This is a genomic window from Paenibacillus tyrphae, assembly GCF_024158745.1.
GTDB lineage: Bacteria > Bacillota > Bacilli > Paenibacillales > NBRC-103111 > Paenibacillus_G > Paenibacillus_G tyrfis_A.
The window spans coordinates 25,278-39,317 of sequence record NZ_JAMZAW010000036.1; the positions used below are offsets into that span (position 1 = coordinate 25,278).

The window sequence follows — 14,040 nt, forward strand, 5'->3', positions numbered from 1 at the left end:
TCGTGAGGTGGGTTCCGTGAACGAGGTGTACCGTCAAGCGACGTTAGACGATGCCGAGCAGGTTCTGGGTGTAATTCGCAAAGCTTATCGGAGCATCGGGGAGCTGGAAATCGAATTTGCGGCCGTCCATGCGGATTTGGAAATGGTGCGGACGAATATCGCCGAGCATGCCAGCTACGTGCTGGAGATCGGCGGAACGATCGTCGCGACCATTTCGCTCCGGTCGCTGCCGGAAGTGACCGATCTGCCGTTCCTGTACAACTTTGCCGTCGATCCGGCGTATGCGAACCGCGGTGTCGGCAGTAAGCTTCTGGCCTATGCGGAGGAAGCGGTCGTACGGGACATTCTGCTTTCGCCGGCTGTTGTGCTCGCGACCTCGGCGAAGCATCCCTGGCTGCTACCCATGTACGAACGGAAAGGTTATGTGCGCTTCTATGAACGGGAACTGGGACGGGACGACAAGCTCGTCTTTTTGCGTAAAAATTTGCTGCCTGAAGTCCGCGCCACCACAGGCTGAAACAAGGAGAATCTGCGCATGAACCCTGAACGATTGCTTCAAGAGGCTGAGGAACTGAAGCCCGAATTGGTGCGGCTTCGCCGCGATTTGCACCGCCATCCGGAGCTGTCGATGCAGGAGGTGGAGACGACCCGCAAAATCCGGGAAGCCTTAAGCGGAGCGGGCATCCGGCTGCTGCCGCTCGACCTGCCTGTCGGCGTGCTGGCGGAGGTCGAAGGGGCCGAGCCCGGGCCGACGGTCGCGCTGCGGGCGGATATCGACGCGCTGCCGGTGACAGAAGAAACCGGGCTGCCGTTCGCCTCGGAAATTCCCGGGAAAATGCACGCTTGCGGGCACGATTTTCATACCGCGGCGATTGTGGGCGCGGCGCTGCTGCTCAAGCGGCATGCCGCACAGCTCAAGGGAACCGTAAGGCTGCTGTTTCAGCCGGCGGAAGAGAAGGGCACGGGAGCGAAAGCGATGATCGGTGCGGGCGCTTTGGAAGGCGTGCAGGCCATCTTCGGTATGCATAACAAGCCCGAGCTGCCGGTCGGCACCGTGGGCTTGGCCCCGGGACCGCTGATGGCCAGCGTCGACGGCTTCAAGCTGACGGTGACCGGCAAGGGCGGTCATGCGGCCATTCCCGATGCGGCGATTGACCCGATCGTCGCCGCCAGCGCGATCGTAGGCGGCCTCCAGACCGCGGTCAGCCGCAGCATCAGCCCGCTCGACAGCGCAGTTGTCAGCGTATGCAGCTTTCATGCGGGCAGCACGTGGAACGTCATCCCGGATGAAGCCGTTCTGGACGGCACCGTGCGGACGTTCCGCCCGGAGGTCCGGCAGAAGCTGCCGGACCTGTTGGGGCGCATCGCCAGCGGCATCGCTGCGGGCTACGGCGCGGAGGCGCGCCTGACTTGGTTTGTGGGAATTCCGTCGGTTATGAATCATCCGGAAGCGGTAGAGATCGCCCGGGGAGCGGCGCAAGCCTTGAACCTCCAGGTGACGGAGGCACGTCGTTCCACGGGCGGCGAAGATTTTGCGCACTATCAGGAACAGGTGCCGGGCTGCTTCCTCTGGATGGGCACGAGCGGAACGGAGGAATGGCACCATCCGAAATTTACGCTAAACGAGGATGCGCTGGCGCCGGGAGCGGCTTTATTTGCGCTTACGGCGGTTCACGCTTTGGATCGTTTGCGTGGCTAGTCGCGCCGATACCACTCGCCGGACATCCACTCGCTTGCTTTCCAGCGCAGTACGTCCGGCGTGGCGAGATGGATGATTTCTTTCAAGAAGTCGAGCTGCTCCGTGTCGGACATCGGGCGGAATTGTTTGGCGATGGCGAGATTTTTCTCCAGCTGCTCCATCGTTTCCATCCCGATGATGGTCGTGGCAACGGGCAGCGAGAACGTATACCGCAGTGCCTGCTCGTACCATGGGGCGAGCTTACCGAGCGCCATCACCTTCATGCCGATCACGGCGACTCCTTTCTCGACGGCCCGCGGAACAAATTCGTGTGCGAAGCTGTAGATGAAATGGTCGGCGGCGGATAGCGCAACCAAGGCGCTGTCGAACGGGAACCGCTCGATGGCTTCGAGCTGGACTTCCGGGTTCGTATGTCCGCTGACGCTGATTGCCTTGATGATGCCTTGTTCCTTCGCTTCGAGCATCGCCTCCATCGCCCCGCCTTTGGCGAAGCATTGCTCCAAATCGTCCATGGTCACCAGATTATGCAGACGCCATTCGTCGACATGGTCGGTTTGCAGCCGGTTCAGGCTGGCTTCAAGCAGACGCCATGAGCCGTCTCTTGTCCGGTCGTGCGTCTTCGTTGCGATCCATACGTCTCCCCGGCGGTGCCGGAGCGCTTTGCCCAGCCGCTCCTCCGACTGTCCGTCGGAATAGCTCGGGGCCGTATCGAAGTAGGTGATGCCTTCGTCGATCGCCCGGTTGACGATGCGTATCGCTTCTTCCTCCGTGCATTGATGCTCGTCCACGATGCGCTGGGCCCCGAAGCCCAGAATCGGAAATTGCTTGTCGGACGCGCCGAAATATCTATGTTCCAAAAAAATTCACTCCTTCGGAATGTAGGTGGTCATAGTCTGATTATACCTAATTATAAGGCGGTTTAATATACGATTGGGAAGGAGTGACCGTTTATCCGTACGTCTTACGATGTCATTGTCATCGGCGCAGGCTCCATGGGCATGAGCGCGGGGGCGCAATTGGCGCGAAGAGGGATAAGCACGCTGCTTATCGACGCGTTCGACCCGCCCCATGGGGGAGGCAGCCATCACGGGGAAACGAGGCTGCTCCGTCATGCCTACGCCGGAGGGGGCCCTTACGCGGCTATGGCGGTTCGGGCTCACCGGCTCTGGAACGAGCTGGAGGAGGAAAACGGCCGGAAGCTGTTTTTTCGCAGCGGCGTGCTGAATATGGCGCCGGCAGGGCATTCGGGGCTCCGCGATAAGCTCGAATCGTCGGCTGCGCTTCAATTGCCGGTCGAGCTGCTGCGGATGGAAGAGATTTCCAAGCGTTGGCAGGGCGTTCAACTGCCGGACGACTACGCGGGGCTGTTCGAGCCGGAGGCCGGCTATTTGCTCAGCGAGCAGTGCGTGCAGGCGTACCGCGAGACGGCGCTGGCGCATCGGGCGGTGCTGCTTCCGTACACGCGCGTAACGGAGGTCGTGCCGGGGAACGCGGGCGTCACCGTAAAAACCGGGGTCGGCGACTTCTACGCGGACCGTCTTATTGTAAGTGCGGGCGCCGGAGTCGGCAGCGTGCTGCTTCCGTCGCTTGCGCTGCCTGTGGCGCCGGTCCGCAAAGCGGTTGCCTGGTTTCAGGCCGACGAAGAGTTGTTCGCTTCCGGGCGCTTTCCGGGATTCACGTTAAGCACTCCAGAGGGCGGTTTTTACGGCTTCCCGAGCATTCGAGGGTCCGGCGTGAAGATCGGCCGGCACGAAACCGGCCTTCCGCTCTCGCCGGTCGAGCAGCCGGCTGACTTCGGGACGCTGCCGGAGGACGAAGGCGATGTCCGCCGGGCGCTGGAGACGTATATGCCTGCTGCGGCGGGCGCTCTACTGCGCGGCGGGGTGTGCAAATACGAGCTGTCGCCGGACGAACATTTCATCATCGACCGGGCGCCGTCCGATCCGAACATTCAGATCGCCTGCGGCTTCTCGGGTCACGGCTTCAAGTTTGCCAGCGTCGTCGGCGAAATTTTGGCAGACCGGATCGAAGGAAAACCGGACGCGTTCGATCTAAGCCTGTTCCGACTGTCCCGTTTTCAGGAACAGCAGGTGAAGATCGTTCGGTAAAAATGAATATTTATTTAATGGAGAAGCCAATGTGAAAAACAGGCTTCTCTTTATTGTTTTTCTGGAAGAGATGGAACGAATCCGGTGCATCGAGAAGATATGATCGCTGCTGCACTGGATGGGGAGTTTTACGGTATGATTTGGACCGGGTGCATGTCGTTAAGGACTTTAACGACGATGTGCTATTTTTTTTATAATAAAGCTCCGGGGCATCCCCGGAGCTCAGAGTGTTGTGAAAGTGATTTTTGATAAGATAGAGATACATACGGAGGTGGGGTATCTACTGGAGGAGCGATAGCGTTCGCCTTTGTCTGCGGGAAATATCCGCTGTCAAGCGGCTTCCAATAAAAATTTCCTGCAGACCCGGGGTCCCCGCAAAGTAATCGGATTAAGCTTCCTCGATTCAACTTCACTTTGTGGGGTGGAGCAGCGACCGGAAGTAGATACCCCACCCCCTCGTAACCTCTACTACATTTACATCATCAATACCTATTCCGCTTATAAAACATAACGAAAAGAATCCCGCCAAACGCCACAAGCGCCATAAAAATCAGCATCATGTTGCTGTAAAGCGCAGCCGTTTGACTCGTTACGGTCCCGACAAGAGGAGAGTCCAGCCACGGCTTCGTCAGCAGACCGCCCACACCGGCAATGCCGATCCCTTCCGCGAGGAAGCAGGCGAAGTTGAGCATGCCCATACCGGAGCCCGCTTCATTCTCTTCCAGCGTACTGGCGACACTTGCGGAAACGGCGGTTTTGACAAACGACAGGCCGCCAAACGTCAGAATCATCGAAGCCGCAATAAACCACGGCGCACGGTCCGCAAAGAACAGGACGATCAGAAAACCGGCGACAGTCATGCTTATTCCGGTCAACATCGCGGCGATATGGCCCCGGCGGTCGGCCAGCATCCCGCCGAGCATCCCGAACAGGATGACGCTCAAGGTGCCGGGGAACAGAATGGCGCTTCCAATGAGGCCGGTCGGCATATCGTACACCGCTCTCATCAGATAAGGCACCATGGATATAAAGCCGGCGACCGTGCCGAGCAGCAAGGCGCCTGTAAGCACCCCGGCAAGATACCTTTTCTTCCAGAACAGGAACGGTTCCAGGAAAGGCTCCCGGTGCCTGCGGATATGAGGTGCGAGAATCGCAAACAAAATCAGACTTGCAATCAGGTAAATCCAATGGTACAGCGTCGTAAACAGAGCAAACGACAGAATGCCGGCAGACAACAGTAGTGCTCCGGTCATGTCGAATGTTTTTCCTGCTGTAGTCTCGTCAGGCAGCGTCCGAAGGACGAACGGCAGCGCCAGCAACGACAGCAATGGCAGGGCAAACAACAGCGACCAATGCATATAGCCGGACACCGCGCCTCCGATGACCGGACCGAGCCCCTCGCCGAATGCAACGACAGAGCCGATCAGGCCGAAAGCTTTGCCCTGTTTCCCCGGCTCAACAATTCTGACGATTATCACCATAATCAGCGACGGAACGGCCGAAGCCCCGATTCCCTGCAAAAAACGCGCGGCTAGCACGCCCGGATACCAGCCATGACCCAATAGGCCGACCACCGAACCGAAACCGTAGGTCAGCATACCGAATAACAACAGCTTTCGCATGCCTGAATGTTCCGATATTTTGCCGTATACAGCGACGCCAATGGCGAAAGAAAGCGAAAAGCAGGTGTTGGTCCAATTGGCTGCCGACGGCGCAATGTTGAAATAAGCCGCAATGTCCGGCAATGAAACGTTAAACATGGTTTCGTTCATTACGCTGAAGAACGTCAAAATGCTCAACCACAGGATGAATCGCGACGCGTGAGCTTCATTTCGGTGTTGCATTTGAATATGACCCCTTTATAAGGAAGGGGAATCGCAGTTTATAGGGTCAATGATGCGCCTTCCCCTAAATGTTGTACCCTTGCGAAATTGTTTTGCCGCATGATATGCTACGCCTCCAAATTAGTAAAAATGAGAAAATAAACCAACCCGATTATATCACATCCGATGGAAGGACGTAAGCGTCATTCATTGGAATAATCCGTCAGACCCGTATATACTGGAGTTATTACTATAGATTGGAGTGATCGGAATGCGGCAACTTAACCACATTCGAAAGGAGAATAACATGAACGGAGAAAAGAGGATTTTAACGCATGCATATTATAAATATAGGGATTCTGGCGCACGTAGACGCCGGAAAGACAAGTCTGGCTGAGCGTATTTTATATGATACGAATGTTATTGACGAGCTGGGAAGGGTAGATCAAGGAAATACGCAGATGGATGCCATGGAGCTGGAACGGAAAAGAGGCATCACGATCAAAGCGTCCGTCGTTTCTTTTGAACTTCATGGGTTGAAAGTGAATTTGATCGATACGCCGGGCCATGCGGATTTTATCGCGGAAGTGGAGCGGTCGCTGAGCGTATTGGACGGCGTTATTCTGGTTGTTTCGGCAGTGGAAGGCGTTCAGGCGCAGACCAAAATCCTGTTTTCCGTCTTGAAAAAAATGGGGCTTCCCACGATTTTGTTCGTGAACAAAATTGATCGTCTCGGCGCGCAATCCGATAATACGGCGCTGGAGTGGATTCGTGAAAAGCTGACACCGAACGCATTTCCTCTGTGTCAGGTCGAACATGCAGGCGATAAGAAGGCGTCTGTTGTTGAATCCCGTTTCGATTGGGCTGCGAACCCCGATTTTATGGAACGATGCATCGAGCTTGCGGCAGCGCACGACGAGCGGGTGTTGGAAGCTTATGTGAACGGCGAAGCGGTAACGGAAGAACAAGTGAAAGCGGCATTCGGAAAGCAAGTAAGGCAGGCGAACATCTACCCGGTTTATTTCGGGTCCGCCATGACGGGAGTAGGCGTGTCCGGCCTGCTCGCCGGGGTGGCCCAATGGTTTCCGGTGAATGAATACGCTGAGGGAGAGCCGTTGTCGGGGGTCGTATTTAAGCTCGAAAAAGAACCGTCCGGTGAAAAGATCGCTTATGTCAGACTGTTCTCAGGCAGCTTAAGCATGAGGGAACAAGTGAAGCTGCAGCGGAAAAACGGGGAGGGCGAATTCGAGGCGCGCACCTGCAAAATCAAAAAGCTTCACGCCTTGATGAACGGAAAGGCTGTTCCCGCCTCCAAGGTAACCGCGGGGGATTTGGGCAAAGTATGGGGACTGGAAGACGTCCGGATCGGGGATGTCGTCGGCGAGCGGTCTCATTTAATTAAGCATTTCAGCTTCGCAGTTCCCCGAATGGAGACGCGAATCGAAACGGTGGAGCCCAGCAAGGACCATCTGTTGTACAAGGCGCTTATCGGCCTGTCAGAGGAAGATCCGTTAATCCAGGTGATGAAAGATGATGTTCATCAAGAGCTTTATATCCGCATTTTCGGCGAAGTGCAAAAAGAAGTGATCGAAGAGGCCTTGAAGGAACAGTATGATTTGGAAGTCAGGTTTTCGGAGACCAGAACGGTTTGCCTGGAGAAACCGGCAGGAACGGGTCAGGCGCTGGAGATCATCGCAGAGGGCGATAATCCTTTTTATGCGACCGTGGGGTTTAAAGTCGAGCCCGGCTTGCCGGGAAGCGGAGTCGCCTACGCTTTGGAAGTCGAATTGGGCTCGCTGCCGCTGGCCTTCCATAAAGCCATTGAGGAGACGGTTCACCAGACCTTGAAACAAGGGCTGTCCGGGTGGGAGGTTACCGATATTGTCGTGACACTGACCCATACCGGTTATTTTAGTCCGGTATCGGCGGCGGGCGATTTTAGAAAGCTGGTACCCCTTGTATTGATGGAGGCGCTGGCGCAGGCAGGTACGCATGTTTATGAGCCTATTCAGGCGTTCGAGTTAACGGTGCCCGCGGCTATGATGAGTAAAGCGATCTACAAATTATCCGCGATCCAAGCGGTAGTGCACGAAACGGCTATGCATAACGGCATGTGTCTCATAACAGGCAACATTTCTGTAGCCGCAACGGAGAGCTTCAAGAGAAGCTTGCACGCGTTTACCCAGGGCGAAGGCTTCATGCTCGTTGAACCGGCCGGATTCGTAAGAATGCATGGCGACGTGCCGACAAGAGTGCGGACCGATTACAATCCGTTGAACCGGAATGAATATTTGCTTCACATTCTGCGTGCTTATTAAGGCTATGGCCGCCGAACCTGCACGCCGCCCTTCCCTTGCACTTGGAAGAAAAAGCCGCTCCGTGTCAGTCACCTATGGGCAAGTACGGCAATACTCTGTAAGTATCATAACGATAACAGAGGTGACATCATGGCCGTTGTCAAAGCCAGACAGCAAGATGTTGATTTGCTGGCCCGACTGCTTCGCGCGGAAGCGGAGGGAGAAGGGGAAAAAGGGATGATCCTGGTCGGCAATGTAGGAATCAACCGGATTCGCGCGAATTGCTCGGACTTTAAAGGGCTGCGCACGATTCCGCAAATGATTTATCAGCCGCATGCGTTTGAAGCTGTCATTCACGGGTACTTTTATCAGAAAGCGAGAGACCGGGAGAAACGTTTAGCGAAACGGACCGTAAATGGCGAACGGCAATGGCCGGCCAAGTTCAGTCTTTGGTATTTTCGGCCGCAGGGCGATTGTCCGCCGACATGGTATAACCAGCCGCTTGTGGCCAGGTACAAGAAACACTGTTTCTACCAGCCGACCGCGACAGAGTGCGAAAACATTTATAACACATTCTAGCGTGCAGCGGGCCTATCGCCCGATACTGCCGCCGGCCGTCGTTGTTGGAGCGCCGCTCCTTCTGTTTCGGGATAGCCGCAGTCAAAACTGCCGCTTCCGAGGCGAAGGGGCGGCGGTTTGTTTTTATACACGACGAATATGGAAAGCATAGCGCATCGCAGTTCCTCTAAGTTCGCAAATCTCACCGACGCAGCGAACGGTAAAAGGCAACGGGTTCAACGGCGGACAAGCATGGTAATGAAGAGAATAGAACGGATAGAGAGGAGCCGAGGAAATGGGCTTTCTTTTCATTTTGATCTATTTTGTCTTGATATTTATCGTGCTGGAAATTGCCGTCATGCTGCTGATCGTTACGGGTCTCGACAACGAAATCGCCCGCTTCCAAGCCGTCTCCATGCTGACTTCCACCGGGTTCACCACCAAGGAGTCGGAGTTGATCCTGCGGCATCCCGTTCGGCGTAAGATCGGTGTATTTCTCATCTTGTTCGGGGTGTTCTCGCTCGCGGTAATGATCTCCACGCTCAGCAATTTATTGGCCCAAAGCTTCCGCGTGCCGCAGTTGACAGGCGTGACGTTAGGGTTCGGCGCTGTTTTGCTTGCAATCAAAAACAAGCGTATCGTCAACAGCTTGAAGCGGCGGTTTCACAAGCATCTCAAGCAGGAATTCGAGCTGCACGAGCTGCCGATCGAGGAAGTGTTATATTTTACGGGCAGCGATTTATTTACCGGCATTTCGATCGGCAAGGGGTCCGCTATGGCGGGGCGCGGCCTCCGCGACGTCTGTTGTCCGAAGGAGGACATCAATGTCTTGTTCGTACAGAGAGGAGATACGAAAATCCGCAGCGGATGTTTGCGGTTGGCCCTTCAAGAGGGAGATATCCTATTCGTGTACGGAGACAAGGAAGCGATCGAACGAAGGTTCCGCGGTGAACTCGCCGCGATGCGTCAAGAGGAAGGGAATGAGAAGCATGTCACCGAACTGTGAACCGATTTTCGTCCAGCTTTTTTACGGAAAATTAATCTCCCAAGCTTTGACAAAATGGTAAAATGAATCTGGGCAGTATGCCCCAATATAGAAAATACTGGAGGTAACTGATGAGATCCTTTAAAGCTGTTCTTGCAAAAACGGCACTGGCGCTTTCGCTGCTCCTTCCGCTGCCGGGATGGATGGGGGACGCGCCGAAGGCGCTGGCGGAAGGGCCGACGGACCCTGCTCCGTTCCTTAATCCTACGGTTGTGAACGAGAATGCGGGCAAAAAAATTCTGTTCGACAACACGCACGGCCAGACGGCGGGGGCTGCGGACTGGGTGATTGACGGGGGGTTCTCGGATTTCGCCAATGCGCTCGCGAACAATGGCTACTACGTCAAGGAGCTTCGCAAAACGACGCCGATCACGCTGAGCGACTTGAGCAGCTACGACGTGTTCGTGGTCGGAGAGGCCAACATTCCTTACAAAACAAGCGAGCAGGACGCGATGGCGCAGTACGTCCGGAATGGCGGCAGCATCTTTTTCATCGCCGACCATTATAATGCGGATCGTAACAAAAACCGCTGGGATGCCTCCGAGGTGATGAACGGCTACCGGCGGGGAGCCTGGACCGATCCGGCGAAAGGCATGAGCGCCGAGGAACGCGCTTCCGATGCAATGCAGGGAGTGGTCAGCTCGGATTGGCTCGCCACGAATTTCGGCGTCCGTTTCCGGTACAATGCGCTGGGAAACGTTACGGCCAATCAGATCGTTTCGCCTAACCAGGCGTTCGGGATTACCCAAGGCGTCTCGGCGGTCGCGATGCATGCCGGTTCGACTCTTGCCATCATCGATCCTATAAAGGCAAAAGGCATCGTATACCTGCCGCAGACAGACGCCGCTTGGCCGAATGCGGTGGATCAAGGCGTATACAACGGCGGCGGGACAGCGGAAGGGCCGTACGCGGCTGTCGCCAAAGTGGCTGCCGGCAAGGCAGCGTTCATTGGCGATTCGTCGCCGGTTGAGGATGCCACGCCGAAATACCGCCGCGAAGAAACGGGACAAGCCAAAACGACTTACGACGGTTTCAAGGAGCAGGACGACGGCAAACTGCTGGTTAATATCGTCAACTGGCTTGCCAAAAAAGAAAGCTACACGCAGCTTAACCAAGTCCCGAGCCTGCAGTTGGACCAACCGACTGCGCTGCTGCCGTTCGAAAACCCGGCAAGCTCGACCGAGCCGAAGCCCGAGCCGTGGTCGGCACCGGCGGCCGGGTATAAATGGTGGGACCGTTCGACGTTCAAGCCGGGATCGTACGGCACCGGATCGGTAGTCAGCAATCCGGTGTACAGCTTCGTCAAGCAGGAGCCGCTCCCGAACGCCAAAGAGTTTCAGATTCGTGTCGTCGTGGACAATTTGGCTCCCGGGACGACGGTGTCGAACTTAAACCTGGGCATTTATGTGTCCGGCGGCACCCAAGTGGCGAAGATCCGCAATGCGGACGGCTCGTGGCCGGCGGGCTACGGCTACAGCTCGAATTTCTCGCTTACGGCCAACAGTCAAGGAAAGGCTACGATAGATTTGACGGTTCAGATTAAGCCGGGAACGAGCGGTTCGGCAAACCTCCGGCTCAAACAAGCGAGCAACAACTTGAAGACGGAAGCGGTCACCATCTCGAATGTACCTGCACAGCCGCTGCCTTAAAGCTTGGCGTTCCCGCAGCTTAACCGAACGCAAGAACCTCTGATGAAAAAAAGCACTCTTCGCCCGCCGGCGGCGCCATGCGCGTCGTACGGGACGAAGAGTGCTTTTTGTTTAGGAAACGGCGTGCTTTTCCGCTTCTTTTTTGGCGTGTTCGCGTTCCTGCCTCCGGCTGGCCAGCTTGCCGACCACGACGACCAGCACAGCCAATCCGATGGGCAGCACATAGTGACCGGCTGGGAAGGTTGTCTCGATCCAATGACCGACGGCTTTGTCGCTAAGCGTCATTTCCCCCGCCGTATAGCCGAGCAGCGCCGCTCCGAGCAGAACGATGACAGGAAAACGGTTCATAAGGCGCATCAGCAGCTGGCTTCCCCAAACGATCAGCGGAATGCTGATGGCCAGTCCCACGACGATCAGCAGCAGGTTTCCGCCGGCGGCACCAGCCACCGCAAGCACGTTATCGAGACTCATGACCAAATCGGCGACGATGATCGTCTGGATCGCTTCTCCGATCTTGCTGCTGGATTTCAAGGTTTCGGCGTTATCTTCGCCCTTCAGCAATTTCACGGCGATATACAGGAGCAGCAGCGCTCCGGCCACTTGCACGAACGGAACTTTTAGCAGCCAGACGGCTACGAAGGTGAGAACGATCCGCAGCAAAATCGCTCCGAAGCTCCCCCAGAATATGGCTTTTTTCTGTTGCTCAGCTGGCAAATTGCGGCAGGCCAAAGCAATGACGACGGCATTGTCTCCGCTAAGCACGATGTTGATCAGAATTAATTTTAGCAGCCCGACTAGCAAATCGCCTTCCATACGCAGACTCCTTCCACTTGCCTCAGTTTGCAGTGCTTGAACTAGTCTATCATACTACTAATTCCTTTAATATAAAATGATTTAAGAATAAAACAACAAGTAGCGTCACGAGCCGTTCCCCAAAAACCTGAATAAAAGCCAAAAACAGATGAGAATATTCCATGTTCGGGTGTTTCCGCTTCCATATATAATGTAGGCGAGATTAGTAAGCCGACAGCATAAGAGAGGGGCGGAATCGATGAGGGAGCTTGGAAAAGCGGAAGAACTGTGGAAGCAATTTGGCGGAGCTGCGTCGCTCTTCGAGCGGGATTGGGTGATGAAGCATGCGGAGGCTGCAATGCGGACAAGGCCCGTCGCGATAACGGATCGGCCGGCGCCGCTGAGCGAAGGAGGCCCTCACGATTATTATTCCAACGGCGATTATTGGTGGCCGAATCCGGATACGCCGGACGGATTGCCCTATATCCGGCGGGACGGGGAGAGCAATCCGGGCAATTTTGACAGCCACCGGCATCTTCTCCGCAGCATGCGGACGCACACGGCGCATTTGGCTGCGGCCTATAAGCTGACAGGGGGAGAGGCCTATGCGGAAAAGGCGGTGTCCTTTTTGCGCACCTTCTTTGCGGACGATGCGACCCGGATGAACCCGCACTTGGCGTACGCTCAAGCGATTCCGGGCATTTGCGCGGGGCGAGGCATCGGTATTATCGATACGCTGCATTTGATCGACGTGCCTGTCGCGATTGAGGCGTTGAGAGACTCACCGCATTTGACGCCGGAGCTGTATGAAGAGCTGCGGCGCTGGTTCGCCGATTACTTGCACTGGATGCGTACGCATGAGAACGGAATCGAAGAAATGAACGAGGGTAACAACCACGGCATTTGCTGGTTTGTGCAGGCGGCCGTGTTCGCACGGTTTACGGGCGACGGGGAGATGCTGCGCTTTTGCCGCCAACGTTACAAGGAGTCGTTGCTGCCGGAGCAAATGGCTATGGACGGGAGCTTTCCCCGCGAGCTCGTCCGCACGAAGCCTTACGGCTACTCGATCTTCGCGCTCGACAACTTGACGACCTTGTGCCACGTATTAACAACGCCGGAGGACGATCTATGGCGCTTTGAGCTATCGGACGGCCGGGGGATCCGGCGGGGCTTCGAATATTTGTTTCCGTACCTGGCCGACAAAAGCGCATGGCCGCTTCCCACGGATGTGGAGCATGACGAAGGCTGGCCGGCGAAGGTGTCGTCGCTGCTGCTTGCAGGACTTGCGTTGGGGCGGCCGGAGTACGTCGAGCTGTGGCGGCGGCTGGACTCCGACCCGGCCGATCCCGAGGTGCGGCGCAATATCGCGATTCGCCAGCCGCTGCTTTGGTTAAAGTAGCGCAAATACGAAAAAAGGACCGGGCTTCCTTGGAAGAAGCTCCGATCCTTATTCGCTGCCTTAATTTAAGGCTGCATGACCTTATCGATCAAGCCGTAAGTCACCGCATCGTCCGCGGACAGGAAGTAATCGCGGTCCATATCCCGCGCCACCTTCTCCAGCGGCTGGCCCGAGCGCTCGGAGACGATCCGGTTTAGCCGATCCCGGGTATCGAGGATGCGGTCGGCATGAATTTTCATATCGGACGCTTGCCCCTTCATCCCGCCCCATGGCTGATGAATCATGACTTCGGCGTTAGGCAGCGCATACCGCTTGCCTTTGGCTCCGGCGACGAGCAGAACGGCGGCGAAGGAGGCGGCGAAGCCAACGCAGATGGTCGACACATCGGGTTTGATGAACTGCATCGTATCGTAAATCGCGAAGCCTGCGGTGGTCGAGCCGCCGGGCGAATTGATGTAAAGATGAATGTCTTTCTCGGGGTCCTCTGCCGACAGCAGCAGCAGCTGAGCGGTGATCGAGTTGGCGACTTGATCGTCGATCTCGCTTCCGAGAAAGACGATGCGGTCTTTCAGCAAGCGGGAGTAAATATCGTAGGAACGTTCCCCGCGGCCGGTTTGTTCCACGACGACCGGTACATAGTTCATGCTTGATGCCCTCCTTGTGTGGCTCA

11 protein-coding genes and 1 pseudogene are annotated in these 14,040 nt (G+C 56.1%); 8 read left to right on the plus strand and 4 right to left on the minus strand.

Annotated elements, in window-relative coordinates; translation table 11 throughout:
* The first annotated feature begins 16 nt into the window (after positions 1-16).
* Positions 17-517, plus strand: a complete 501-nt coding sequence (locus NI000_RS33655; RefSeq protein WP_253415694.1) for a GNAT family N-acetyltransferase — start codon at positions 17-19, stop codon at positions 515-517.
* Positions 518-535: 18 nt separating this feature from the next.
* Positions 536-1,699: an amidohydrolase gene (locus tag NI000_RS33660; protein ID WP_253415695.1), complete on the plus strand. Its 1,164-nt coding sequence runs from the start codon at positions 536-538 to the stop codon at positions 1,697-1,699.
* Here the strand turns inward: NI000_RS33660 and NI000_RS33665 are convergent.
* The gene (locus tag NI000_RS33665; RefSeq protein ID WP_253415696.1) at positions 1,696-2,556 is read right to left on the minus strand and encodes an aldo/keto reductase; all 861 of its coding nucleotides are present in this window, start codon (positions 2,554-2,556) and stop codon (positions 1,696-1,698) included. The two genes, NI000_RS33660 and NI000_RS33665, sit on opposite strands and share 4 nt — an antisense overlap.
* A gap of 93 nt (positions 2,557-2,649) precedes the next feature.
* Between NI000_RS33665 and solA the strand changes: the two genes are divergently transcribed.
* Positions 2,650-3,807: an N-methyl-L-tryptophan oxidase gene (gene solA / locus NI000_RS33670; RefSeq protein WP_309247957.1), complete on the plus strand. Its 1,158-nt coding sequence runs from the start codon at positions 2,650-2,652 to the stop codon at positions 3,805-3,807.
* 482 nt (positions 3,808-4,289) lie between these two features.
* Here solA and NI000_RS33675 read toward each other — a convergent pair whose 3' ends face one another.
* On the minus strand, positions 4,290-5,651 hold the full coding sequence (locus NI000_RS33675; protein WP_253415698.1) for an MFS transporter: 1,362 nt from the start codon (positions 5,649-5,651) through the stop codon (positions 4,290-4,292).
* 314 nt (positions 5,652-5,965) lie between these two features.
* On the opposite strand from NI000_RS33675, the gene NI000_RS33680 reads away from it, so the two are divergent.
* The 4 genes and pseudogenes from NI000_RS33680 to NI000_RS33695 all read left to right on the plus strand — a co-directional run.
* Positions 5,966-7,948, plus strand: a complete 1,983-nt coding sequence (locus NI000_RS33680; RefSeq protein WP_253415699.1) for an elongation factor G — start codon at positions 5,966-5,968, stop codon at positions 7,946-7,948.
* Between the two features lie 129 nt (positions 7,949-8,077).
* Entirely contained in the window at positions 8,078-8,506 is a 429-nt protein-coding gene (locus NI000_RS33685) for a cell wall hydrolase (protein WP_253415700.1), read from the plus strand.
* 274 nt (positions 8,507-8,780) lie between these two features.
* Positions 8,781-9,491 (plus strand): TrkA C-terminal domain-containing protein, encoded by a 711-nt coding sequence (locus NI000_RS33690; RefSeq protein WP_253415701.1) that lies wholly within the window; start codon positions 8,781-8,783, stop codon positions 9,489-9,491.
* Positions 9,492-9,601: 110 nt separating this feature from the next.
* Positions 9,602-11,176, plus strand: a pseudogene (locus NI000_RS33695) (endonuclease); the annotation flags it as partial.
* A 114-nt stretch (positions 11,177-11,290) separates the two neighbouring features.
* On the opposite strand, the gene NI000_RS33700 reads toward NI000_RS33695, so the two are convergent.
* Entirely contained in the window at positions 11,291-11,992 is a 702-nt protein-coding gene (locus tag NI000_RS33700; RefSeq protein ID WP_253415702.1) for a TerC family protein, read from the minus strand.
* 238 nt (positions 11,993-12,230) lie between these two features.
* Between NI000_RS33700 and NI000_RS33705 the strand changes: the two genes are divergently transcribed.
* Positions 12,231-13,370 (plus strand): alginate lyase family protein, encoded by a 1,140-nt coding sequence (locus NI000_RS33705; RefSeq protein ID WP_253415703.1) that lies wholly within the window; start codon positions 12,231-12,233, stop codon positions 13,368-13,370.
* Positions 13,371-13,435: 65 nt separating this feature from the next.
* Here the strand turns inward: NI000_RS33705 and clpP are convergent, their stop codons facing one another.
* Positions 13,436-14,014 carry an ATP-dependent Clp endopeptidase proteolytic subunit ClpP gene (gene clpP / locus NI000_RS33710; RefSeq protein ID WP_036681016.1) on the minus strand — a complete coding sequence of 193 codons (579 nt, stop codon included), beginning with the start codon at positions 14,012-14,014 and terminating at the stop codon, positions 13,436-13,438.
* Positions 14,015-14,040 lie beyond the last annotated feature (26 nt).

What these genes read in the sequence shown, in the direction of transcription:
- NI000_RS33675 (WP_253415698.1), bottom strand. Translation starts at nt 5,651, where the DNA reads ATGCAACACCGAAATGAAGCTCACGCGTCGCGATTCATCCTGTGGTTG.
- clpP (WP_036681016.1), bottom strand. Translation starts at nt 14,014, where the DNA reads ATGAACTATGTACCGGTCGTCGTGGAACAAACCGGCCGCGGGGAACGT.
- NI000_RS33690 (WP_253415701.1), top strand. Translation starts at nt 8,781, where the DNA reads ATGGGCTTTCTTTTCATTTTGATCTATTTTGTCTTGATATTTATCGTG.
- NI000_RS33685 (WP_253415700.1), top strand. Translation starts at nt 8,078, where the DNA reads ATGGCCGTTGTCAAAGCCAGACAGCAAGATGTTGATTTGCTGGCCCGA.
- NI000_RS33660 (WP_253415695.1), top strand. Translation starts at nt 536, where the DNA reads ATGAACCCTGAACGATTGCTTCAAGAGGCTGAGGAACTGAAGCCCGAA.
- NI000_RS33705 (WP_253415703.1), top strand. Translation starts at nt 12,231, where the DNA reads ATGAGGGAGCTTGGAAAAGCGGAAGAACTGTGGAAGCAATTTGGCGGA.
- NI000_RS33680 (WP_253415699.1), top strand. Translation starts at nt 5,966, where the DNA reads ATGCATATTATAAATATAGGGATTCTGGCGCACGTAGACGCCGGAAAG.
- NI000_RS33700 (WP_253415702.1), bottom strand. Translation starts at nt 11,992, where the DNA reads ATGGAAGGCGATTTGCTAGTCGGGCTGCTAAAATTAATTCTGATCAAC.